Annotated in this window: 21 protein-coding genes; 8 read left to right on the plus strand and 13 right to left on the minus strand. The window is 61.3% G+C overall.

The features are described from left to right. Nucleotides 1-40: 40 nt before the first annotated feature. Both rep and AACY25_RS08080 read left to right on the plus strand, forming a co-directional pair. Nucleotides 41-2,050: a DNA helicase Rep gene (gene rep, locus AACY25_RS08075; RefSeq protein ID WP_339523640.1), complete on the plus strand. Its 2,010-nt coding sequence runs from the start codon at nt 41-43 to the stop codon at nt 2,048-2,050. 183 nt (nt 2,051-2,233) lie between these two features. Continuing rightward, the gene (locus AACY25_RS08080) at nt 2,234-2,806 is read left to right on the plus strand and encodes a xanthine phosphoribosyltransferase (protein WP_339523641.1); all 573 of its coding nucleotides are present in this window, start codon (nt 2,234-2,236) and stop codon (nt 2,804-2,806) included. Nucleotides 2,807-2,818: 12 nt separating this feature from the next. Here the strand turns inward: AACY25_RS08080 and AACY25_RS08085 are convergent, their stop codons facing one another. The 6 genes from AACY25_RS08085 to dadA form a co-directional block, all read right to left on the minus strand. After that, nucleotides 2,819-4,948, minus strand: coding sequence for an acetyl-CoA hydrolase/transferase C-terminal domain-containing protein (locus AACY25_RS08085; RefSeq protein ID WP_339523642.1), 2,130 nt, complete (start codon nt 4,946-4,948; stop codon nt 2,819-2,821). Nucleotides 4,949-5,113: 165 nt separating this feature from the next. Then, nucleotides 5,114-5,536, minus strand: a complete 423-nt coding sequence (locus AACY25_RS08090) for a c-type cytochrome (protein ID WP_339523643.1) — start codon at nt 5,534-5,536, stop codon at nt 5,114-5,116. A gap of 252 nt (nt 5,537-5,788) precedes the next feature. Next, a complete protein-coding gene (locus AACY25_RS08095) occupies nt 5,789-6,337 on the minus strand; it encodes a cupin domain-containing protein (RefSeq protein ID WP_339523644.1) in 549 nt (182 codons plus the stop codon). A 102-nt stretch (nt 6,338-6,439) separates the two neighbouring features. Next, on the minus strand, nt 6,440-7,513 hold the full coding sequence (gene alr, locus AACY25_RS08100) for an alanine racemase (protein ID WP_339523645.1): 1,074 nt from the start codon (nt 7,511-7,513) through the stop codon (nt 6,440-6,442). 88 nt (nt 7,514-7,601) lie between these two features. Further along, a complete protein-coding gene (locus AACY25_RS08105) occupies nt 7,602-7,952 on the minus strand; it encodes a RidA family protein (RefSeq protein ID WP_339523646.1) in 351 nt (116 codons plus the stop codon). Further along, a complete protein-coding gene (gene dadA, locus AACY25_RS08110) occupies nt 7,927-9,225 on the minus strand; it encodes a D-amino acid dehydrogenase (protein ID WP_339523647.1) in 1,299 nt (432 codons plus the stop codon). Before dadA ends, AACY25_RS08105 begins: the two co-directional genes overlap by 26 nt. 155 nt (nt 9,226-9,380) lie before the next feature. Between dadA and AACY25_RS08115 the strand changes: the two genes are divergently transcribed. Next, nucleotides 9,381-9,869 carry an Lrp/AsnC ligand binding domain-containing protein gene (locus AACY25_RS08115; protein ID WP_090240673.1) on the plus strand — a complete coding sequence of 163 codons (489 nt, stop codon included), beginning with the start codon at nt 9,381-9,383 and terminating at the stop codon, nt 9,867-9,869. 1 nt (nt 9,870) lies between these two features. On the opposite strand, the gene AACY25_RS08120 is transcribed toward AACY25_RS08115, so the two are convergent. Then, nucleotides 9,871-10,224, minus strand: a complete 354-nt coding sequence (locus tag AACY25_RS08120; RefSeq protein WP_339523648.1) for a YkgJ family cysteine cluster protein — start codon at nt 10,222-10,224, stop codon at nt 9,871-9,873. A gap of 175 nt (nt 10,225-10,399) precedes the next feature. On the opposite strand from AACY25_RS08120, the gene AACY25_RS08125 reads away from it, so the two are divergent. Next, nucleotides 10,400-11,713: an NAD(P)/FAD-dependent oxidoreductase gene (locus AACY25_RS08125; RefSeq protein WP_339523649.1), complete on the plus strand. Its 1,314-nt coding sequence runs from the start codon at nt 10,400-10,402 to the stop codon at nt 11,711-11,713. Between the two features lie 43 nt (nt 11,714-11,756). On the opposite strand, the gene AACY25_RS08130 is transcribed toward AACY25_RS08125, so the two are convergent. After that, nucleotides 11,757-11,999 carry a DUF1127 domain-containing protein gene (locus AACY25_RS08130; RefSeq protein ID WP_339523875.1) on the minus strand — a complete coding sequence of 81 codons (243 nt, stop codon included), beginning with the start codon at nt 11,997-11,999 and terminating at the stop codon, nt 11,757-11,759. Nucleotides 12,000-12,179: 180 nt separating this feature from the next. On the opposite strand from AACY25_RS08130, the gene AACY25_RS08135 reads away from it, so the two are divergent. Further along, nucleotides 12,180-13,640: an aminotransferase-like domain-containing protein gene (locus tag AACY25_RS08135; RefSeq protein WP_339523650.1), complete on the plus strand. Its 1,461-nt coding sequence runs from the start codon at nt 12,180-12,182 to the stop codon at nt 13,638-13,640. Here AACY25_RS08135 and AACY25_RS08140 read toward each other — a convergent pair. Together AACY25_RS08140 and AACY25_RS08145 are read right to left on the minus strand one after the other, a co-directional pair. Next, complete coding sequence (locus AACY25_RS08140) at nt 13,630-14,778, minus strand: MFS transporter (RefSeq protein ID WP_339523651.1); 1,149 nt, start codon at nt 14,776-14,778, stop codon at nt 13,630-13,632. The two genes, AACY25_RS08135 and AACY25_RS08140, sit on opposite strands and share 11 nt — an antisense overlap. Nucleotides 14,779-15,071: 293 nt before the next feature. Next, nucleotides 15,072-16,565 (minus strand): aldehyde dehydrogenase, encoded by a 1,494-nt coding sequence (locus AACY25_RS08145; protein ID WP_339523653.1) that lies wholly within the window; start codon nt 16,563-16,565, stop codon nt 15,072-15,074. A gap of 394 nt (nt 16,566-16,959) precedes the next feature. On the opposite strand from AACY25_RS08145, the gene AACY25_RS08150 reads away from it, so the two are divergent. Further along, nucleotides 16,960-17,325 carry a cupin domain-containing protein gene (locus AACY25_RS08150; RefSeq protein ID WP_339523654.1) on the plus strand — a complete coding sequence of 122 codons (366 nt, stop codon included), beginning with the start codon at nt 16,960-16,962 and terminating at the stop codon, nt 17,323-17,325. A gap of 205 nt (nt 17,326-17,530) precedes the next feature. Here AACY25_RS08150 and rpmG read toward each other — a convergent pair whose 3' ends face one another. Next, the gene (gene rpmG, locus AACY25_RS08155) at nt 17,531-17,686 is read right to left on the minus strand and encodes a 50S ribosomal protein L33 (protein WP_007894709.1); all 156 of its coding nucleotides are present in this window, start codon (nt 17,684-17,686) and stop codon (nt 17,531-17,533) included. Nucleotides 17,687-17,696: 10 nt separating this feature from the next. Continuing rightward, nucleotides 17,697-17,933 (minus strand): 50S ribosomal protein L28, encoded by a 237-nt coding sequence (rpmB, locus tag AACY25_RS08160; RefSeq protein ID WP_090240685.1) that lies wholly within the window; start codon nt 17,931-17,933, stop codon nt 17,697-17,699. 344 nt (nt 17,934-18,277) lie between these two features. Between rpmB and AACY25_RS08165 the strand changes: the two genes are divergently transcribed. Then, nucleotides 18,278-19,867, plus strand: a complete 1,590-nt coding sequence (locus tag AACY25_RS08165) for an ABC transporter substrate-binding protein (protein WP_339523656.1) — start codon at nt 18,278-18,280, stop codon at nt 19,865-19,867. Here AACY25_RS08165 and radC read toward each other — a convergent pair. Further along, complete coding sequence (gene radC, locus AACY25_RS08170; protein ID WP_339523657.1) at nt 19,864-20,538, minus strand: RadC family protein; 675 nt, start codon at nt 20,536-20,538, stop codon at nt 19,864-19,866. The two genes, AACY25_RS08165 and radC, sit on opposite strands and share 4 nt — an antisense overlap. Before the next feature lie 191 nt (nt 20,539-20,729). Here radC and coaBC point away from each other — a divergent pair, with 191 nt between their 5' ends. Then, entirely contained in the window at nt 20,730-21,938 is a 1,209-nt protein-coding gene (gene coaBC / locus AACY25_RS08175) for a bifunctional phosphopantothenoylcysteine decarboxylase/phosphopantothenate--cysteine ligase CoaBC (RefSeq protein WP_339523659.1), read from the plus strand. Nucleotides 21,939-21,946: the final 8 nt, after the last annotated feature.

Here is a 21,946-nt window from a genome sequence, read left to right on the forward strand (position 1 = left end):
CTGTTAAAATGCGCGCCCATTCCGCCTGACGATTGACTCCATGTCCCGACTGAACCCCCGGCAGCAGGAAGCCGTGAACTATGTCGGCGGCCCACTTTTGGTGCTCGCCGGCGCAGGTTCCGGCAAGACCAGCGTGATCACCCGCAAGATCGCCCACCTGGTGCAGAACTGCGGCATCCAGGCCCGCCATATCGTCGCCATGACCTTTACCAACAAGGCGGCGCGCGAGATGAAGGAGCGCGTAGGCACTCTGCTCAAAGGCCCTGAAGCACGCGGCCTGACAGTGTCGACCTTTCACAACCTGGGCATGAACATCATCCGCAAGGAATACGCGGCGCTGGGTTACAAGCCGGGTTTCTCGATTTTCGACGAGGGCGATATCAAGGCGCTGCTGTCGGACATCATGCAGAAGGAATACTCGGGTGATGACGGCGCCGACGAGATCAAGAACTACATCGGCAGCTGGAAAAACGACCTGATCCTGCCCGAGCAGGCCCTGGCCGAGTCGCGCAATCCCAAGGAACAGACCGCCGCCATCGTCTACCTGCACTACCAGCGCACGCTCAAGGCTTACAACGCGGTGGACTTCGACGACCTGATCCTGATGCCGGTGAAGCTGTTTCAGGACAATCCCGACATCCTGGAAAAGTGGCAGAACCGCATCCGCTACCTGCTGGTCGACGAATACCAAGACACCAACGCCAGCCAGTATCTGCTGGTTAAGTTACTGGTCGGCATGCGCAACCAGTTCACCGTGGTCGGCGACGACGACCAGTCGATCTACGCCTGGCGCGGCGCGCGCCCGGAAAACCTGATGCTGCTCAAGGACGACTATCCGTCGTTGAAAGTGGTGATGCTCGAGCAGAACTACCGCTCCACCAGCCGCATCCTCAAGTGCGCCAACATCCTCATCGCCAACAACCCGCATGCCTTCGAGAAACAGCTGTGGAGCGAGATGGGCATGGGCGACGAGATCCGCGTGATCCGCTGCAAGAACGAAGACGCCGAGTGCGAACGGGTGGCCCTGGAGATTCTCACCGAGCACCTGCGCACCGAGCGCCCCTACAGCGACTACGCCATCCTCTATCGCGGCAACTACCAGGCCAAGCTGATGGAGCTGAAGCTGCAGCACCATCAGATTCCCTATCGCCTCAGTGGCGGCACCAGCTTCTTCGCCCGCCAGGAGGTGAAGGACCTGATGAGTTACTTCCGTCTGCTGGTCAACCCGGATGATGACAACGCCTTCCTGCGGGTAATCAACGTGCCGCGCCGCGAGATCGGCTCCACCACCCTGGAAAAACTCGGCAACTACGCCACCGGCCGCAAGATCAGCATGTATGCCGCCGCCGGCGAAATCGGCCTGGGCGAGCAGCTGGATGCGCGCTACACCGAACGCCTGGCGCGCTTTACCAAGTGGATGGACCGGGTGCGCCAGGAGTGCGCGCAGAACGACCCGATTGCAGCGATCCGCAGCATGGTCATGGATATCGACTACGAGAACTGGCTGCGGCAGAACGCCTCCAACGACAAGGTCGCCGACGCGCGCATGGGCAACGTCTGGTTCCTCGTCGAGGCGCTGAAGAACACCCTGGAGCGCGATGAAGACGGCGACATGACAATCGAGGACGCCATCGGCAAGCTGGTGTTGCGCGACATGCTTGAACGCCAACAGGAAGAAGAGGAAGGCGCCGAAGGCGTGCAGATGATGACCCTGCACGCCTCCAAGGGCCTGGAATATCCCTCGGTGTATATCCTCGGCGTAGAGGAGGAAATCCTCCCGCACCGCTCCAGCATCGAGGCCGATACCGTTGAAGAAGAACGCCGCCTGGCCTACGTCGGCATCACCCGCGCCAAACGCAACCTGACCATGACCTTCGCCGCCAAGCGCAAGCAGTACGGCGAAATCATCGATTGTTCACCGAGCCGTTTTCTCGATGAGCTGCCGCCCGAGGATCTGGTTTGGGAAGGGCTGGAAGACGCAGCACCGGAGGTCAAGGCCGCCACGGGGAACTCGGCGCTGGCTAATATGCGCGCGATGCTCAAGAAGTGATCGAAAGTCATGTTTCACGACGCGCCTGCATGGTGGCTGCCAGGGATGGCCGGCCGTAAGAAACAACCGGCGAAGCCAGGATTCCGCCCGGCGCGCATTTCGCCGCTGATTGCATCCGCGCTACGCTGCACCATTACATCCCGGCACAGACCGGGCATCGGAAAGAACGACGAGGGTAACCGCGTGGAAGCGCTAAAACAGAAGATTCGCGATGAAGGCAGCGTGCTCTCGGAGCATGTGCTCAAGGTCGATGCCTTTCTCAACCACCAGATCGATCCTGCATTGATGCAGCAGATCGGCCATGAGTTTGCCCAGCGCTTTGCCGGCCTGGGCATCACCAAGATCGTCACCATCGAAGCCTCGGGCATTGCTCCGGCGGTGATGGCCGGTCTGGAGCTGGGCGTGCCCGTGATCTTCGCGCGCAAGTACCAGTCGCTGACGCTCAAGGACGATCTGTATATCTCCAAGGTGTTTTCCTTTACCAAGCAGACCGAAAGTACCCTGGCCATTTCAGCCAAGCACCTGAACACCACGGATCATGTGCTGCTGATTGACGACTTCCTGGCCAACGGCCATGCCGCCCGCGCCTTGATCGACCTGATTGGCCAGGCCGGCGCAAGTATTGCCGGTATTGGTGTGGTGATCGAGAAGTCCTTCCAGCGCGGCCGCGCCGAACTGGACGCCCAGGGCTACCGGGTCGAGTCACTGGCGCGCATCGGCTCTCTCAAGGATGGCCAGGTCAGCTTTCTCGACTAAGCCCGCAACGCCTCAGCCTGTGGCCCGCAAGCCGGCCAACAGCAGACGCCGCTGCACACGCTGGCGCAGCCCCTTCGGTTGGGTCAGCGCCATGCGCTGCAGGTGCGCGCTGTATGCGCCGGGTGCTGGCGTGCGCAGCATTGCAGCGGCCAACTCCAGGGCACAGGCGAATTTCAGTTTGCTCTTCAGCCAACTCAGCGCGCGCAGCAGATCACGCTCCTCGTTATCAAAATCACAGCCCAAGGGGTATTCGGCGAACAGTCCCGGATGACGGTTCTGCACCGCCTGCAAGCGCTCGGGCAGGTTGTCGGCGAAGCGTGGATCTAGGCGGAAATCCTTGGGCAACTTGCCGGCGCGTTGCGCCTGCTCGATCAAGCCTGGCTGAAAGCGCGAGTCGCTGATATTGAGCAGCGCCTCTATTACCTCGGCATCGGTCTTGCCGCGCAGGTCAGCGATGCCATATTCGCTCACCACCATATCGCGCAGGTGCCGCGGAATCGTGGCATGTGCATAGTCCCAGACAATATTCGAGCTGACCTTGCCGTTCGCGTCACGCCAACTGCGCAGCAGTAGAATTGAGCGAGCGCCTCGTAAAGCATGGCCCTGGGCGACGAAGTTGTATTGCCCGCCAACCCCGCTGAGCACCCTGCCGTCCTCCAGCTGATCGGCCACCCCGGCGCCCATCAGGGTCATGGTGAAGACCGTATTGATAAAGCGCGCATCGCGGCGCTGCAAACGCTTGAGCGCTTCCTGGTGATGCAGCTCGTTGATAAAACAGATGCCGGTCATGGCAAAGCGCTCCAACTGCGCCGCGCTCAATTCGCACAGCCGTTGGTAGAAGGCTTGCGGCCCGAGAAAGAAGCCGCCGTGCACCACCACGCCGCCGCGCGCACGCCCCAGGTGCTGCTGCAATACCTGCTGGGTGTGGGCATCGCGAAGGTCGCTTGGCAGCTGTTGCCCGCCCGGCACCAGCAGGCCGCCCTCGGCCCAGCGAATGCTCTCGGCCAGCAAACCGCTGGCCTGCAACTGGTGCAACGCCTGGGCATCCAGTTGCGGCGACAGGCCAGCATCGAGCAGGGCCTGCACACTGAGCGGCATACCCTGATCATCCAGCGCACCGCCAGAGGCCAACCGCTGCAGCGTCAACTCGGGGTAGACCGGGCGTCGCACAATGCCGGCATCGGCCAAGGCCAGCAGACCATTGACGAACATCTCGCTGCAGCCATACAGACCTTGGCTAAAGGGCTGCACACCACCAACCTTGTCGATCTCGGCCTTCCAATGCTGGGTGCAGCGCAATTCGTCCAGCAGCGCCTGATAAGCCTGATTGTCCGCCTGACGCGCGAGCAAGGCCGCAGTCAGCGCATCGCCCATGGCGCCAATGCCGATCTGCAGCGTGCCACCGTCGCGGACCAAGGCACTGGCATGCAGGCCGATGCAATGATCCTGCAGCGTCACTGGCATATTGGGGGTGGAAAACAGCGTGCTGCGGTCTTCTTCCAGCACCTGCAGATCGAAGCTGCGCCGCGGCACTTCGGCATCGCCCGTCATATAGGGCAGCGCGCTGTGCACCTGAGCCAGGCACAGAATGGTCTCGCCAGCGGCGCGGCGCCGCTCCAACAGAGGCAGCAGATCCAGGGTGATATCCGGGTTGCAGCTGAGGCTGAAATGCTCGGGACGCTGCGTGTCCTGGGCGACCAGTTGGGCGATCAGGTTCAGACCCTTGTCATTCAGATCACGGGCGACATGGCTGTAATTGCTACTGATGTAGTTCTGCTGGGTTGTCGCGCTATCAAGCAGGCTGCCCGGCTGTAGAAAGAACTGCTCGACACGCACGTTGGCCGGAAGGCTGTCGCGCTGCAAATCAGTGAGAAAATCCAGTTCGGGATAATCGCCATAGATACGCTCGACGAAGGGCTCAAGCAGGCGGCGCGGCAAACCCGCAGCAGCTCGAGGGCGACCCAAGCATAGCGCGGTGTAGATCACCAGCTGACGATCGGGCAATTGCCTGATACGCGCATAGAGCGCGTTCACCCACTGGTTGGGTTTGCCCAGGCCGAGAGGTAGCCCAAGCCGAATGGGGCCGTCGAGCGCGGCGAGTACGTAATCAACGGCTTCCTCAATGGAACAAGGCTTCTGCATCCGATTCCCTGCGGGTGAAATGGCTGGGTTGGGAGCGGCGCAGCGCACAATGCCGCGGTACGCGTTGCCTATGCTGGTAGACCTACGGCAACGAATGAAAGTACCAATTTTTCATGGAAAAACAAAAAAACCGCCCGAAGGCGGTTTTTTACGAGCTGATGTGGCTTACAAGCCGGACATCTTCTGGATCGCTTCACGCAGCTCGTCATCCGAGCAATCGGCGCAGGTGCCTTTGGGCGGCATGGCGTTAATGCCGGAAATCGCCTTGGCCAGGATGCCGTCAAGACCACCCTCTGCATCAGCACGGGCTTTCCAGGCTGCGGCGTCGCCAATTTTCGGCGCACCCAGAATACCTGGGGTATGGCAGGCACCGCAGTGCTTGGCAATGATGTCATCGGCAGTACGCGCACCGCCGCCAGCAGCAACGGCTACAGCACCCACGCCCTTGCACTCTTCACCCATTACGCAGACTTGACCTACCGGCTTCAGTCGCTCGGCAATGGCTTCGTCGGTCGTGGCTTGAGCAGTCACTGCCCACAGGGCCAATACGGTAGCCGGTGCTACCAGGAGCTTTTTAATCAGGTTCACGGTACACCCTCTTCGTGGCTAGTCACGCTCGCGGCCACGGTTTCGCGAGCGGGCGTCAGTATAACGGCAAGCTGCTGTCGCCGAAACAACCCATATTGTCGCAGGGTTATTAAGAACCTTTCACGACCTTGCGAGCTAGAGATAAACGGTGGCGAAACCGGCCGAGGAAGCGGAGTTTACGAGCTGTAAATGAGCATTCCGAGGTCGTTTTCAACACCGTTTAGCCGACGCGCAGCAGGTCGTGACAGGTTCTTAGAAATTGGCCGGCGTAGTCGCGCTAATCAGCCGTGCCGGCTGCTCGAACGGATTGCGGAAACGGTGCGGTTTGCTGCTCTCGAAGTAGTAGCTGTCGCCCGGCTCGAGGATAAAAACCTCGTCGCCCACGGTCAGCTCCAGTTTGCCTTCGACCAGCATGCCAGCCTCCTCACCTTCGTGGGCGTACATCTCGTCGCCGGTATCAGTGCCGCTGGGGTAGGTTTCATCAAGGAAGGCAATGGCTCGGCTCGGATGCGCCTTGCCCACAAGCTTCATGGTGATGGCCCCGCTGCAGATATCGGTGAGTTCGGCGGCGCGATAGACCACCTGGGCCTGGCTATCCTGCTCCACATCCAGGGAGAAAAACTCCACGAGCGACATGGGGATACCCGCTAACACCTTTTTCAACGAACTGATCGAAGGGCTTACGCTGTTCTTCTCGATCATCGAAATGGTGCTGTTGGTGACGCCCGCCCGCTTGGCGAGTTCACGCTGGGAAAGGCCTTTGAGTTTGCGAATGGATTGCAGTCGTACACCGACGTCCAATGCTGGAGTCCCCCTTGGGATAGATACGGAAAAGTCGCCGTATCATGGCATAGCGTTCGGAATTTACAACACTCGCGTTCAAACTCGTCTACAGCGTGCGTGTTAGTGCCCGGGGTAGAGCAGCGGCGCCCTCCGCAGGTTGCAGAAAAGCTGGTAAGGAATACTGCCGGCCTGGGCGGCTACGTCACTGGCCAGCACCTGTTTGCCCCAAAGTTCGACCCGGCTGCCCAGGCCCACTTGCGGTAGATCGGTCAGGTCGACGGTAAGCATGTCCATCGACACGCGGCCGATCAGGCGGGTCAGTTGGCGGTCCACCGCCACTGGCGTACCGGTCGGCGCATGGCGTGGGTAGCCGTCGGCATAGCCCATGGCGACCACACCGACGCGGGTCGGCCGCTCGCTGACAAAGCGTGCGCCATAACCCACCGGCTCGCCGGCCGGCAGTTCGCGCACGCTGATGATCTTCGATTCCAGGGTCATCACCGGCTGCAGCCGCGCCGCCACGGCCTGCGCCTGCTCGAACGGGGTGGCGCCGTAGAGCATGATGCCGGGGCGCACCCAGTCACTCGGAACGCTTGGCCAACCGAGCACGGCTGGCGAATTGCGCAGGCTGACCTCGGCGACTATGCCCTGACATGCCTGCTGGAACACTGCCAATTGCTCATCGCTGCGCGGGCAATCCAGCTCATCGGCGCGAGCGAAGTGGCTCATCAGCACAATCTTCGCCACCTTGCCGCTGGCTAGCAGGCGCTGGTAGGCCGCCTGGTAATCAGCCGGGTGCAGGCCGACGCGGTGCATACCGCTGTCCATCTTCAGCCACACCGTCAGCGGGCGGCGCACAGTGCTGCGCTCAATCGCCTCCAGTTGCCACAGCGAATGCACCACGCACCACAATTCGTGCTGCTCGATCAGCGGCAATTCGTCGGCCTCGAAAAAACCCTCCAACAACAGGATCGGCCCACGAATACCTGCCTCTCGCAGCTGCAGCGCTTCCTCGATACAGGCCACGGCAAAACCATCGGCCTGCTCCTGCAACGCCTGCGCACAACGCACCGCGCCATGGCCATAGGCATCCGCCTTGATTACCGCCAGGGCGCGCGCGCCGCTGACTTCACGGGCCAGCTGGTAGTTGTGACGCAAGGCTTGCAGGTCGATCAGGGCGCGGGCAGGACGCATGACGTTCTCGGCTATCAGCAGTTTTCGGATTAAAAAAAGCCCGGTGTGATGGCCGGGCAAACACTTATCGCAAACGGGACGAGGCGCGTTACAACGCAGCCACGATCATCATTTCTACCAGCACCTCGGGCTTGTACATCTTCGCCTCGACGCATGCCCGCGCAGGTGCAGCGCCGGGCGCGACCCAGGCGTCCCAGACCTGATTAAGCCCGGCGTAGTCGCGGTCCATGTCCTTCAGGTAGATGGTCACGGAAAGAATTTTCGACTTGTCGCTGCCGGCCTCGGCCAGCATGCGGTCGGTGTTGGCCAGGGTTTCACGGGTTTGCTGCACGATGTCGCCGCTGTAGTTGTCCGCCAGTTGCCCGGCCAGGTAGACCGTGCCGTTATGGACAACGATTTCGCTGTAACGACTTTCAGTGTGCAGGCGCTGTACTGACATGCTTATGAGTCTCCTGGGAACGGCTGTAACGGGAAATATCCAGACCTTCGGCGCTGATCTGCGGGCGCTTTTTCGCCATCAGATCGGCGAGCAGGCGACCAGAGCCGCAGGCCATGGTCCAGCCCAGTGTGCCGTGACCGGTGTTGAGGAACAAATTACGCAAGCCTGTGGCACCGACAATCGGCGTGCCGTCCGGGGTGGCCGGGCGCAGGCCGGTCCAGAACTCGGCCTGGCTCAGATCGCCGCCTTGCGGGTAGAGATCGGCAGTGATCATTTCCAGGGTGGCACGGCGACGCGGGTTGAGGCTCAGATCGAAGCCGGCAATCTCGGCCATGCCGCCAACGCGGATGCGGTTGTCGAAACGGGTAATCGCCACCTTGTAGGTTTCATCGAGGATGGTCGAGGTTGGTGCCATCGCTGCATTGGTGATCGGCACAGTCAGCGAGTAGCCCTTGAGCGGATACACCGGCGCCTTGATGCCCAGCGGTTTGAGCAGTTGCGGGCTAAAGCTGCCGAGGGCCAGCACGTAGCGGTCGGCAGTTTCCAGCTTGCCGTCGATCCACACGCCATTGACCCGGTCACCCACGGCGTCGATGCGCTGGATGTTCTGGCCGAAGCGGAATTCCACACCCAGCGCCTTGCCCATCTCTGCCAACTTAATGGTGAATAGCTGGCAATCGCCGGTCTGGTCATTCGGAAGACGCAGCGCGCCGGCCAGCTTGTCGGTGACCGCCGCCAGGGCCGGCTCAACGCGGGCGATACCAGCGCGGTCGAGCAGCTCGTAAGGCACGCCGGACTGTTTCAGTACGGCGATGTCCTTGGCCGCGTTATCCAGTTGCGCCTGGGTGCGGAACAGCTGGGTGGTGCCCAGGCTGCGGCCTTCATAGGCGATGCCGGTTTCCGCACGCAGTTCGTCGAGACAGTCGCGGCTGTACTCGGACAGACGCACCATGCGCTCCTTGTTCACCGCGTAGCGGCTGGCGGTGCAGTTGCGCAGCATCTGCGCCATCCACAGGTACTGATCGATATCGGCGGTGGCCTTGATCGCCAGCGGCGCGTGCTTTTGCAGCAACCACTTGATGGCTTTCAGCGGCACGCCCGGCGCGGCCCAGGGCGAGGCATAGCCCGGAGACACCTGGCCGGCGTTGGCGAAGCTGGTTTCCATGGCCGGGGCATTCTGCCGGTCGACCACCACCACTTCGAAACCCTGACGCGCCAGGTAATACGCGCTGGCTGTACCAATCACACCGCTACCGAGAACCAGAACCCGCATGCCGCTCTCCTCGCCGCGACAACGCGCGACGGATAATTCCTGAGATCACAATTGAGCGCAGTATAGGAAGAGATCAGCAGTGCTTTTCACTATATAAATAGCTATATTTGGCGACAATTCTTGGCAATATCGCCTTCTGTAGAGGGGTATCCACCATGCGCACCCAGCATCAAAGCCGCCGCGAACTGGACAAGATCGACCGCAATATCCTGCGCATCCTGCAGGAAGATGGGCGCATCAGCTTTACCGAGCTGGGCGAGCGGGTCGGCCTGTCGACCACGCCCTGCACCGAGCGCGTGCGCCGCCTGGAGCGCGAAGGGATCATCATGGGCTATCACGCCCGCCTCAACCCGCAACAGCTCAAGGCCAGCCTGTTGGTATTCGTCGAGATCAGCCTGGACTACAAGTCCGGCGACACGTTCGAGGAGTTCCGCCGCGCGGTGCTCAAACTGCCGCACGTGCTGGAATGCCACCTGGTGTCCGGCGACTTCGACTACCTGGTGAAGGCGCGGATCAATGAAATGGCCAGCTACCGCAAGCTGCTCGGCGACATCCTGCTCAAGCTGCCGCACGTGCGCGAGTCGAAGAGCTATATCGTGATGGAAGAGGTGAAAGAAAGCCTGAGCCTGCCGATTGCCGAGTAGCTCACACCAGCACTTGGCGGGTGGTCGCAATCAGGTTGTGCACCTGCTTCGCTACCGCTGGCTCAATCATCTGCTCCGGCCCCTGACCACGCGGGCAAGGCAAGCTGGGCGTGGTGCCGAACAGCCGGCAGATCAACGGGCGCTGGTCATACACCTGGCAACCTTGTGGGCCCAGGTGCACGCAGTTGTACTCGGCCAGTGCGGTGTCATGCTCGGCATCGCTTTTCACCGGCAGCCGCGACATCTCCTCGGATGAAGCCGTGACCGGGCCACAGCAATCGTGGCAGCCCGGCACGCAGGCAAAACTGGGAATCTGCAAACGCAGCTGGTCGATCTTGCGGCTGGTACAGCTCATGGGCATGGTCCTGAAACACAGGCCGCCATAGTAACCGCGCAACCCACTAAATCGCGGCAGTTGCACAGCCAAGCCGACGAAAATCCACTTATTTCGCGATTGCCTCTTGGCGTTTGGCAAATCCCACGCTTATGCTTCGTAAAATTTTCCAAACACAATAATCAGGATTCCACACATGAACGCCCGCGTTCACCAGCCGGTTCACAACAGCCAGCACGCCAGCTCCTATTACGCCGCCAGCGCCAATCGTCAGCTTGACTACCCCGTCCTAGGTGGTGAGCTGCGCGTGGATGTGTGCATCGTCGGCGGTGGGTTCTCCGGCCTCAATACGGCTATCGAGCTCGCGCAGAAAGGCCTTTCGGTGGCGCTGTTGGAAGCGCATAAGATCGGCTGGGGCGCTAGCGGGCGCAACGGCGGCCAGCTGATTCGCGGCGTCGGCCATGGCGTGGAGCAATTTGAATCGGTGATTGGCGCGCAAGGCGTGCGCGAACTGAAACTGATGGGCCTGGAAGCGGTGGAAATCGTTCGCCAGCGTATCGAACAGTTCAATATCGACTGCGACCTGACCTGGGGCTACTGCGACCTGGCCAACAAACCCAGCCACCTCGCCGACTTCGCCGAAGACATGGCCGAACTCAAGCAACTGGGCTATCGCCATGAAATGCGCCTGCTGCAGCCGGAACAGATGCATGAAGTGGTCGGTTCCAGCCGTTATGTGGGCGGCATGATCGATATGGGCTCCGGCCACCTGCACCCGCTCAATCTGGCCCTCGGCGAAGCCGCAGCGGCGCAGAGCCTGGGTGTGCAGCTGTTCGAGAATTCGACGGTAACGCGCATCGACTATGGCAGTGAGATCAAGGTGCATACCGCCCAGGGCGTGGTGCGCGCAACCAATCTGGTGCTCGGCTGCAACGCCTACCTGAATGGCTTGAACAACAGCCTAGGCGGCAAGGTGCTGCCCGCTGGCAGCTATGTGATCGCCACCGAACCACTGTCCGAAGCCGAAGCGCGGGCGATCATTCCGCAGAACATGGCTCTGTGTGACCAACGCGTGGCTCTGGATTACTACCGCCTTTCTGCGGACCGCCGCCTGTTGTTCGGCGGTGCCTGCCACTATTCCGGGCGCGATCCGGCAGACATCGCCGGTTATATGCGGCCGAAAATGCTGGAAGTCTTTCCGCACCTAAGCGACGTAAAGATCGACTACCAATGGGGCGGCATGATTGGCATCGGTGCCAACCGCTTGCCGCAGATCGGCCGCCTCAAAGAACAACCCAATGTGTATTACGCCCAGGCGTACTCAGGCCACGGGGTGAATGCCACACACCTGGCTGGCAAGCTGCTTAGCGAGGCCATCGCTGGCCGGGCCAGCAGCGGTTTCGACCTGTTCGCCAAGGTGCCGCACATGACCTTCCCCGGCGGCAAACACCTGCGTTCGCCCCTGCTTGCGCTGGGTATGCTCTGGCATCGGATGAAAGAGCTGGTCTGATCGCCCTACGCAGCAGGCCGCAAAGGCCTGCTGCGCACTCCCCTCACAGCTTCCAGAACGGCAAAAACGCCTCGCGCCGGGCCTGCTCTCGGCTCAGGCCAACATCCTTGAGTTGCTCATCGGTCAGCGTCAGCAATGCCCGGCGAGTGCTCAGGCGCAGCCAGAATGCGTTCCAGCGTCGTACAGCCGGCTTAGCCGCACCCGTCTGAGCATACAGATGCCCGCCAACGGACTCCTGCAACTCGCCTGATTTCATGGTTAACCTGACATCACTTAGTCCGTTCATCGCCTGCTCCTGCCCGTAAGCCTGATGGGAGATCATGATGAGGTACGCGGAAAAAGCATGACAGATGCAAAAATTCACTTTTAAATCCATACAGAATTCAAAGAACAAGCTCTGAATGGTCGATTTACTGCTTATCTGTACTGGCTTGGTACAAAACACAGAGAAATTGCGAGGCAACTGATGACGCTTTACGTCAACCTGGCCGAATTGCTCGGCGCGCGGATTGAGCAGGGCCTGTATCGCCCCGGTGATCGCCTGCCCTCCGTGCGCGCCCTAAGCCTGGAACATGGCGTCAGCCTGAGCACAGTGCAGCAAGCCTATCGCCACCTGGAAGATCAGGGCCTGGCCACGCCCAAGCCGAAGTCCGGCTACTTTGTACCTCAGGCGCGCCACCAGCCTGCGCTGCCCATGGTCAGCCGCATGGCCCAACGCCCGGTGGACGTCTCGCAATGGGATCAGGTGCTGGAGCTGATCAGTCGCTCGCCAGGACAAGAAGGCCTGCTGCAACTCGGTCGTGGCCGACCGGATATCGACAGCCCGACGCTCAAACCGCTGCTACGCTCGCTGTCACGCCTGAGCCGCCGCCAGGACGCGACTAGCCTGACCTACGGCTGCATTTACGGGCACCTGGGCATGCGTGAGCAGATCTCGCGATTGATGCTCGACTCCGGCTGCAGCCTGTCACCCGAAGAGATCGTCGTCACCACCGGCTGCCACGAGGCGCTGTCGGCGGCGATTCGTGCGGTGTGCGAGCCGGGCGATATCGTTGCGGTCGACTCACCGAGCTTTCACGGCGTGATGCAGGCGCTAAAGGGCTTCGGCATGAAAGCCCTGGAGCTGCCCACCGACCCGATCAGCGGCATCAGCCTGGAAGCCCTCGAACTGGCCCTGGAGCAATGGCCGATCAAGGCCATCCAGCTGACCCCAACCTGCAACAACCCACAGGGCTACATCATGCCCGAGGCCAACAAGCGCGCCCTGCTGGCCCTGGCGCAGCGCTATGACGTGGCGATCATCGAAGATGACGTTTACGGCGACCTGGCCTACAGCTACCCACGCCCACGCAGCATCAAATCCTATGACGAAGATGGCCGTGTGCTGCTCTGCAGTTCGTTTTCCAAAACCCTGGCGCCCGGCCTGCGCATCGGCTGGATCGCTCCAGGCCGCTACCTCGATCGCGTGCTGCATATGAAATACATGGGCACCGGCAGCACCGCCCAGCTGCCACAGCTGGCCATCACCGAATACTTGGAAGCCGGCCACTACGAGCCGCATCTGCGGCGCATGCGCGCGCAATATCAACGCGGGCGCGACCTGATGATCGACTGGATCAGCCGCTACTTCCCTGCCGGCACGCGGGTCAGCCGGCCGCAGGGCAGTTTTATGCTGTGGCTTGAACTACCGACCGGCTTCGACAGCCAGCGCCTGAACCGCGAACTGCTGCCACACGCCATCCAGATCGCGCCCGGCAGCATCTTTTCCGCCGCTGGCAAATACCGCAATTGCCTGCGCATTAACTACGCAGGCAAGCCCACGCCAGAGCTTGAACAGGCGATTCGCCAGGTCGGCGAATGCGTGGCTGCACTGCTGGCCGAGCAGCAACTTGTGCACAACGGCGAAGAGCGTGCGCTTATGCCTTAACGACCGCTACCTCGCTGAATGCACCGCGCTGAAACGCCAGCCAGACAAACACCGCGGCGCCAATCGCCATCAGGATGGGCAGCGCGTGACCGCTGACCCACTGACTGGCGGCGCCGGTCGACAGCGGCCCGAGCAGGCAACCGGCACCCCAGAGCAAGGCGATATGCGAGTTGGCGCGCACCAGCGCATCGTCGCGGTAACGCTGGCCGACCAGAATCAACGACAGGGTGTACAAACCGCCCGCGCTGGCACCGAACAGCACCAGCACAGCCCAGATCAGCGGCGTGTGCAGCAATGACGGAATGCTCAGGCTCGACAGCAGCAGCACCACCCCGCAGCAGCGAAACAGCGTTTGCCGTGGTACGCGGTCGGCCATCCAGCCAATCGGCAACTGCAGCGCCGCATCGCCAACCACCACCGCACTGACCATGATCAACGCCATTTGCTGAGCGAAACCTTCGCGCAGCAAATACACCGGCAGTAGGGTCAGCACCATCGCCTCGAAGGCGGCAAACAACACCACGGCCCAAGCAATTGCCGGCGAAGTGCGGCAGAACGCCAGAATGCCGCGCCCGGACGCACTCTGCGCATTGACCTTGGGCGCGCCATCGCGACCCAACAACAGCAGGCTACCGCCCACCAACAGCGCGGCAGAGAACCAGAAACCGCGGTCACTTTCCGTACCCAGCAGGGTCAGCAGCAGCGGCCCACACAACTGACTAAGCGCAAAGCCGGTGCCATACAGCGCCACCAGACGACCACGCAGACGGTCCTCGACCAGCTGATTGATCCAGCTCTCGCCAAGCACAAACACCACGGTCAATGAGATACCAATCAGCAGGCGCAGCAGCAGCCACAGCGGGTAGCTCGGCATCACGCTGAGCAGCGCAACCGACGCCGCGCTGGCCAGCAGACACAAGCGCAAGGTCTGCGGTGTGCCGAACCAACCCGCTAGATGCCCGGTAAGGCGAGCGCCAAGCAGCACGCCGATAGCCGGCATACAGGCCATCACGCCAATGGCAAAGGGGCCATAGCCCCATGATTCAAGACGAAACGATACCAGTGGCAGCGTCACACCCAGCGCCAACCCCACGATTACCACCGCCGCACTGACGGCGAAATAGGTCATCCAGTTCAATGTTCTCACTCCATTCCCTGGCCCGCGCGGCACCCGCTGCACAGATGCAAAACGGCCGGGCTCCATAGGAACCCGGCCGCAGGTTTGGCCTAGCGGTGCCATCAATCGAGAGCTACGGGACTAAGGCCAGGACCAACGACCAACCGGAGTAACAGCCAAAGGCTGGCCCGCAGGGTGAGCGCTAGCGAATCAGGCGCCCCGGAGCTTTTAAGCGCAGCGTACTGCAGTACGTGAGCTTAAAAGCGAGGACGCAACGCAGCATGGCCGACGGCCCGGAGGTCGCCCCGACAGCGTTACAGCTTGATCCAGGTCGCCTTAATCTCGGTGTACTTGTCGAAGGCATGCAGCGACTTGTCGCGGCCGTTGCCGGACTGCTTGAAGCCACCAAACGGCGCCGTCATATCGCCGCCGTCGTATTGGTTGACCCACATGCTGCCGACGCGCAGGGCTTTGGCAGCCAGGTGCGCCTTGGACAAGTTACTGGTCCAGATGGCAGCCGCCAGACCGTAGATGCTGTCGTTGGCAATCTGAATGGCCTCCTCGGTGCTATCGAACGGAATGACGGTCAACACTGGGCCAAAGATCTCTTCCTGAGCGATGCGCATGGCGTTGTGCGCGTCATCGAAGATGGTCGGCTCAACATACTGGCCGCCCGTCTCCTCCAGGGTACGCTTGCCGCCGCAAAGCAGCTTGGCCTGATCCTTATGGCCGGCGTCGATGTAGCCGAGCACGGCATTCAGGTGACCGGCATCGACCAGTGCACCGACCTTGGTATCCGGGTCAAGGGAGTGGCCGGCTTTCCAGTCCTGCATGGCTTCCAGGACCATGGGCATAAATGTGTCCTTGATCGAACGCTCCACCAGCAGACGCGAACCCGCGGTGCACATCTCGCCCTGGTTGAAACAGATCGCGGCAGCAGCAGCCTCGGCCGCAGCCTTGAGGTCCGGCGCATCGGCGAAGACGATATTCGCGCTCTTGCCGCCCGCTTCCAGCCAGACGCGCTTCATGTTGGATTCGCCAGCGTAGATCATCAGCTGCTTGGCGATCTTGGTCGAACCAGTAAACACCAGGGTGTCGACATCCATATGCAGCGCCAGCGCCTTGCCGACGGTGTGGCCGTAACCTGGCAGCACGTTGAGCACGCCAGCCGGAATGCCCGCCTCAAGTGCTAGCTGCGCCAGACGCAACGCAGTCAGCGGCGACTTCTCGGACGGTTTGACGATCACTGAGTTACCCGTGGACAACGCCGGCCCGAGCTTCCAGCAGGTCATGATCATCGGGAAGTTCCACGGCACGATGGCGGCAACCACGCCAACCGGCTCACGGGTCACCAGGCCCAGCTCATCGTGCGGGGTGGCGGCTACTTCGTCATAGATTTTGTCGACCGCTTCGCCGCTCCAGCGAATCGCCCGCGAGGCACCCGGCACATCGACACCCAGGGCGTCGCTGATTGGTTTGCCCATGTCGAGGGTTTCCAGCAGGGCCAGCTCTTCAGCGTGCTGATCCATCAGATCAGCAAAGCGGATCATCACGCGCTTGCGCTGCGCCGGGGCCATGCGCGACCAGACGCCGGATTCGAAGGTGGCGCGAGCATCGGCTACGGCCAGCTCGGCATCGGCCAGATCACAGCTGGCCACCAGGCCGAGCAAGCGACCGTCAACCGGGCTGATGCACTCGAAAGTGGCCCCGGAGACAGCGGCGCGGTACTCGCCATGAACAAAGGCACGGCCTTCGATCTTCAGGTTGTTGGCGCGCTGCTCCCAGTCGGCACGAGTCAGGCTAGTCATTCGAACATCCTCTATCGCTAGTAAAGCGCCGCAGGTCGGCCGCACGCGCTGTCAATTATTCTGCATGGGTTGCAGAACCTGCTCACGACCTGCTGCGCGTCGGCCCTGCTGCGTTAAAAGCAGGCTCGGATGCTCATGTACAACTCGTACACTCCGCTTCCTCGCCTGTTTTTGCCTTGCATGCCCCTAGCTCGCTAAATCGTGAACAGATTCTTACGACCCAATCCTGCCGGCAACACTAAACCAGAGGCCTGCACACTTCCAATATTTTTTACAAAAACTGGCAAAGCCGCCTTGTTATGTGTGCTTTATTAAACATAGACTGCCGAAATCGCCACCCCGACCGACAACAAGCCTGGCCATAACAGGCGCTCAATCCCTACCGGACATGCTTATGAATATCGAAAAGATCGTCGACTTCGCCACCGCCACTACCACACCCGAACATTACCGTCCGGCTGCAGAGAAAGTCCTCAAGGGCGACCCCGAGCAAAGTGTGCGCAACCATTACGGCAGCCCGTGCGGTCAATTCAATACGGGGATCTGGGAAGGCGGCGTCGGCCACTGGACCATCAACTACACCGAACACGAGTACTGCGAGATTCTGCAAGGCGTCTCGGTACTGCGCGACAAGGACGGCAATGCCAAGACTCTGCGCGCGGGCGACCGTTTCGTGATCCCGGCCGGCTTCTCCGGCACCTGGGAAGTGCTGGAGCCGTGCCGCAAGGTCTATGTGATCTTCGAGCAAGCCAGCAACTGATAGCTATTCATGCGTCACCCCTTCGCCCGCCTTGTGCGGGCTTTTTATCGCCTGCCAATCCAGGCGGCCACCCTGCGAGCCGTTGCTACGCAACGTTAAAAATGGCTCACGGCCATTTTTTATCGCCCAGGGTTTACCAAGCCAAATCGCAGACAAGAAAAAGCCCGCTGTAAAAGCGGGCTTTTTCGGCAAGGAGCCAGATCAATTACTTGATCTTGCCTTCCTTGTAGATCACGTGCTTGCGAACAACCGGATCGAATTTTTTGATTTCGATTTTGTCCGGAGTGGTGCGCTTGTTTTTGTCGGTAGTGTAGAAGTGACCAGTACCGGCACTCGAGATCAAACGGATCAATTCACGCATGACTTTCTCCTTAAACCTTTTCGCCGCGAGCGCGCAGCTCGGACAGAACGACGTCAATACCACGCTTGTCGATGCAACGCATGCCTTTGGCAGAAACGCGCAGACGCACGAAACGGTTCTCAGACTCGACCCAGAAGCGGTGATGCTGCAGGTTCGGCAGGAAACGACGACGGGTTTTGTTGTTTGCGTGGGAAATGTTATTCCCGGTTACCGGACCCTTACCGGTAACTTGACAGACTCTCGACATGCCTCAGCCCTCTAAAACCACATGCCCAACCCGGCATGGGTTGGCCGCTAATATTCAATCTTGGCGCTTAACGCCGCGTATCTCGAGGGTCTTACCGGCCGTACCTGAAAGCGCAAGAACCGGGCCCCTACAAAAGAGCGCTGCTTTATACCAGAAAGCCCCCAGTGCAACAAGGTTAAACGTACTTTACCCGGCAAAGAGCAACCCGCTATTCCTGTGCCGAGGCCAGCCGGCAACGGCAATAGCGCAGATCGACCGCTCGTCGCCAAGACTGATTGATCCGCCGCCAAATAATGGCCTAGGGTAAGACCCTCGCCCACGCGCCACCCTGTCAGGAGTTTGCCATGCGTCTCGCCACCCTACCGCTGCTGCTCGCCCCGCTTCTTGCGCCCGCCCTGGTTCAGGCCAGCACGCTCAGCGTCTGCACTGAAGCCAGCCCCGACGGCTTCGACGTGGTGCAGTACAACTCGCTGACCACCACCAATGCCTCGGCCGACGTGCTGATGAACCGCCTGGTGGATTTCGACGCAACCAGCGGCACCCTGCAGCCGAGCCTAGCCCAGGCCTGGGAGGTCAGCCCGGATGGCCTGAGCTACAGCTTCACCCTGCGGCCGGACGTGCAGTTCCACCAAACCGAGTATTTCACTCCCAGCCGCCTGCTGAATGCCGATGATGTGCTGTTCAGTTTTCAGCGCATGCTCGACCCGGCACATCCATGGCACAAGGTGGCGCCCAGTGGTTACCCGCATGCGCAATCGATGCAGCTGCCGAGCCTGATTAAGAGCATCGACAAGACCGGCGAGCAGAGCCTGCGCTTCACCCTTACCCGCCCGGATGCGACCTTTCTCGCCACACTAAGCATGGGCTTCGCCTCAATTTATTCCGCCGAGTACGCCGCGCAATTGCTGGCAGCCGGCACGCCGGAAACGCTCAACAGCCAGCCAATCGGCACTGGACCGTTTGTCTTCAACCGCTTCCAGAAGGATGCCAGCGTTCGTTACAGCGCCAACCCGAGCTACTTCGCTGGCAAACCTGCGGTGGACAATCTGGTGTTCGCCATCACCCCCGACGCCAACGTGCGCCTGCAGAAGCTGCGCCGCGGCGAGTGCCATATCGCCCTGTCGCCGAAACCGCAGGATGTGCAGTCCATCAGTGGTGATAGCAATCTACAGAGCGCGCATACCGCCGCCTTTATGACCGCCTTCGTCGGCATTAACAGCCAGCACCCACCACTGGACCAGTCCGCCGTGCGCCAGGCGATCAACCTGGCTTTCGACAAGGCCAGCTACCTCAAGGCGGTGTTCGAGAACAGTGCTGAAGCCGCTAATGGCCCCTACCCGCCCAACACCTGGAGTTACGCCAGCGAACTGCCCGGCTACCCGTACAACCCTGAGAAAGCCCGCGAACTGCTCAAATCCGCCGGCCTGGCCGATGGCTTCAGCACCACCATCTGGACCCGCCCCACCGGCAGCGTGCTCAACCCAAACCCAAGCCTGGGTGCACAGTTGCTGCAAGCGGACTTGGGCAAAGTCGGCATCAAGGCGGAAATTCGCGTGATCGAATGGGGCGAACTGATTCGCCGCGCCAAAGCCGGCGAGCATGATCTGCTATTTATGGGCTGGGCCGGCGACAACGGCGATCCGGACAACTTCCTCACCCCGCAATTTGCCTGCGCTTCACTCGAATCCGGGCTGAACTTCGCCCGTTATTGCGACCCGCAACTGGACAAGCTGATCGCCGATGGCAAAAGCACCAGCGACCAGGCGCAGCGCAGCCGGATATATAAAGAAGCGCAGCAGATCATCCAGCAACAGGCGCTGTGGCTACCACTGGCCCACCCGACCGCCTACGCGCTGACGCGCAAGCAGGTCGATGGCTATCACGTCAGTCCATTCGGGCGCCAGGATTTCTCCAAGGTGCGCCTGAAGCCCTAAAGCCAGCCGTACTCGGCCATCGACAGCGGCTCACCTTCACCGACGATAAAGTGGTCGAGTACGCGCACATCCACCAGCTCCAGCGCCTCTTTCAGGCGACGGGTCAGCACCCGATCCGCCTGACTGGGTTCGGCAACGCCGGACGGATGGTTATGGGTCAAAATCAGCGCCGCCGCGTTATGTGCAAGCGCTCGCTTGACCACCTGCCGGGGATAAACGCTGGCGCTGTCGATGGAGCCATGAAACAGCGCCTCAAAGGCCAACACGCGGTGCTTCGCATCCAAAAACAAACAGCCAAACACCTCGTGCGGCTCATGCCGTAGCAGCGCTTTCAGGTAATCACGCACGGCCTGCGGACTTTCCAGCGCCGAGTCGCGGCGCAATTGCTCGGCCAGATGTCGGCGAGCCATCTCCAGCACGGCCTGCAACTGGGCAAACTTGGCCGGCCCTAGGCCCAGGCGCTGGCTGAACGACGGTAAATCAGCCTGCAGCAGGGCCCGCAAACTGCCGAAGTCGCCTAGCAGATGACGCGCCAGATCCACCGCACTCTGCCCGGCCACGCCTGTACGCAAGAAAATCGCCAGTAGTTCCGCATCGGTCAGGGTGCCAGCGCCCTGCGCCAGGAGCTTTTCCCGCGGGCGCTCTGCCGCGGGCCAATCACGAATGCTCATCACACCTCCTTGTGTGTTGTCGGGCGCGGCAAAGCGCCGCGCCCGGGTGCCGCAAAGCCAAGCCTGGCAAGCGCTTGGCAGCGCTACTCCGCTGCAGGCTCTGTGCTATCGTAGCCCAACTTTTGCGCGGCGCCTGGCCTGGGGAGGTGTCAGCGTCGCGGTGTATATCCATCTTTATAAAAGGCAGGCCTATGCAGCGGCTGTATCGGAAACGCATCATTGTTGGCGTGGGCGGCGGTATTGCCGCGTATAAAAGTGCAGAGCTGATTCGCCGCCTCAAGGACCAGGACGCCGATGTGCGTGTGGTCATGACCAAAGGCGGTCGCGAATTCATCACCCCGCTGACCCTGCAGGCCCTGTCCGGGCATCCGGTGCACCTCGATCTGCTCGACCCCGAGGCCGAAGCCGCCATGGGCCATATCGAGCTGGCGCGCTGGGCCGATCTGGTACTGATTGCCCCGGCCACCGCCGACCTGATGGCGCGCCTGGCCCAAGGCGTTGCCGATGACCTGCTCACCACCTTGGTACTGGCCACCGATGCCCCTGTCGCCCTGGCCCCAGCAATGAACCAAGCCATGTGGCGCGATCCAGCGACCCAGGCCAATGCCCAGCTTCTGACCCAGCGAGGCTTGCACCTGTTTGGCCCCGCAGCCGGCAGCCAGGCCTGCGGCGATGTTGGCCTGGGCCGTATGCTCGAAGCTGAACAGCTGGTGCAGTGCGCCGCCGACTGCTTCCAGCAGCAGGCACTGACCGGCAAGCACGTGCTGATCACCGCCGGCCCGACCCAGGAAAATATCGACCCGGTGCGCTACATCACCAACCACAGCTCCGGCAAGATGGGCTTTGCCCTCGCCGAAGCGGCTGCCGAAGCTGGCGCCAAGGTCACCCTGATCAGCGGCCCGGTGCACCTGCCGACACCCGAGCGTGTCACCCGCATCAACGTTACCAGCGCCCGTGACATGCTCGCCGCCTGCGAAGCCGCGATGCCCTGCGACCTGCTGATCGCCGCAGCTGCCGTCGCCGATTACCGCCCGGAAGTGGTCGCCCAGCACAAATTGAAAAAAGACCCCACCAGCGGCGACGGTTTGCTCCTGCAAATGGTGCGTAACCCGGATATTCTCGCCACCCTGGCAGGGCGCAGCGACCGGCCGTTCAGCGTCGGTTTTGCCGCCGAAACCGAGAACCTGCTGGAGTATGCTTCGCGCAAACTGCGCGACAAGAACCTCGACCTGATCGTCGCCAATGACGTGGCCAACCCCAGCATCGGCTTCAACAGCGAAGAAAACGCCATCACCATCATCGACCGTGAGCTCCAGCAGAGCAGCTTCGCCCAGACCAGCAAAAGCAAGATTGCCCGCCGCCTGGTGAGCTTTATTGCCGAGCGTATGGCGCAAAACTGACGCCCACT

The sequence above is a fragment of the Pseudomonas sp. EA_35y_Pfl2_R111 genome (assembly GCF_963970955.1).
GTDB lineage: Bacteria > Pseudomonadota > Gammaproteobacteria > Pseudomonadales > Pseudomonadaceae > Aquipseudomonas.

What these genes read in the sequence shown, in the direction of transcription:
- rep (WP_339523640.1), top strand. Translation starts at nt 41, where the DNA reads ATGTCCCGACTGAACCCCCGGCAGCAGGAAGCCGTGAACTATGTCGGC.
- radC (WP_339523657.1), bottom strand. Translation starts at nt 20,538, where the DNA reads ATGAGCATTCGTGATTGGCCCGCGGCAGAGCGCCCGCGGGAAAAGCTC.
- AACY25_RS08135 (WP_339523650.1), top strand. Translation starts at nt 12,180, where the DNA reads ATGACGCTTTACGTCAACCTGGCCGAATTGCTCGGCGCGCGGATTGAG.
- AACY25_RS08165 (WP_339523656.1), top strand. Translation starts at nt 18,278, where the DNA reads ATGCGTCTCGCCACCCTACCGCTGCTGCTCGCCCCGCTTCTTGCGCCC.
- coaBC (WP_339523659.1), top strand. Translation starts at nt 20,730, where the DNA reads ATGCAGCGGCTGTATCGGAAACGCATCATTGTTGGCGTGGGCGGCGGT.
- alr (WP_339523645.1), bottom strand. Translation starts at nt 7,513, where the DNA reads ATGCGTCCTGCCCGCGCCCTGATCGACCTGCAAGCCTTGCGTCACAAC.
- dadA (WP_339523647.1), bottom strand. Translation starts at nt 9,225, where the DNA reads ATGCGGGTTCTGGTTCTCGGTAGCGGTGTGATTGGTACAGCCAGCGCG.
- rpmG (WP_007894709.1), bottom strand. Translation starts at nt 17,686, where the DNA reads ATGCGTGAATTGATCCGTTTGATCTCGAGTGCCGGTACTGGTCACTTC.
- AACY25_RS08115 (WP_090240673.1), top strand. Translation starts at nt 9,381, where the DNA reads ATGCGCACCCAGCATCAAAGCCGCCGCGAACTGGACAAGATCGACCGC.
- AACY25_RS08125 (WP_339523649.1), top strand. Translation starts at nt 10,400, where the DNA reads ATGAACGCCCGCGTTCACCAGCCGGTTCACAACAGCCAGCACGCCAGC.
- AACY25_RS08130 (WP_339523875.1), bottom strand. Translation starts at nt 11,999, where the DNA reads ATGAACGGACTAAGTGATGTCAGGTTAACCATGAAATCAGGCGAGTTG.
- AACY25_RS08085 (WP_339523642.1), bottom strand. Translation starts at nt 4,948, where the DNA reads ATGCAGAAGCCTTGTTCCATTGAGGAAGCCGTTGATTACGTACTCGCC.
- AACY25_RS08120 (WP_339523648.1), bottom strand. Translation starts at nt 10,224, where the DNA reads ATGAGCTGTACCAGCCGCAAGATCGACCAGCTGCGTTTGCAGATTCCC.
- rpmB (WP_090240685.1), bottom strand. Translation starts at nt 17,933, where the DNA reads ATGTCGAGAGTCTGTCAAGTTACCGGTAAGGGTCCGGTAACCGGGAAT.
- AACY25_RS08105 (WP_339523646.1), bottom strand. Translation starts at nt 7,952, where the DNA reads ATGTCAGTACAGCGCCTGCACACTGAAAGTCGTTACAGCGAAATCGTT.
- AACY25_RS08150 (WP_339523654.1), top strand. Translation starts at nt 16,960, where the DNA reads ATGAATATCGAAAAGATCGTCGACTTCGCCACCGCCACTACCACACCC.
- AACY25_RS08145 (WP_339523653.1), bottom strand. Translation starts at nt 16,565, where the DNA reads ATGACTAGCCTGACTCGTGCCGACTGGGAGCAGCGCGCCAACAACCTG.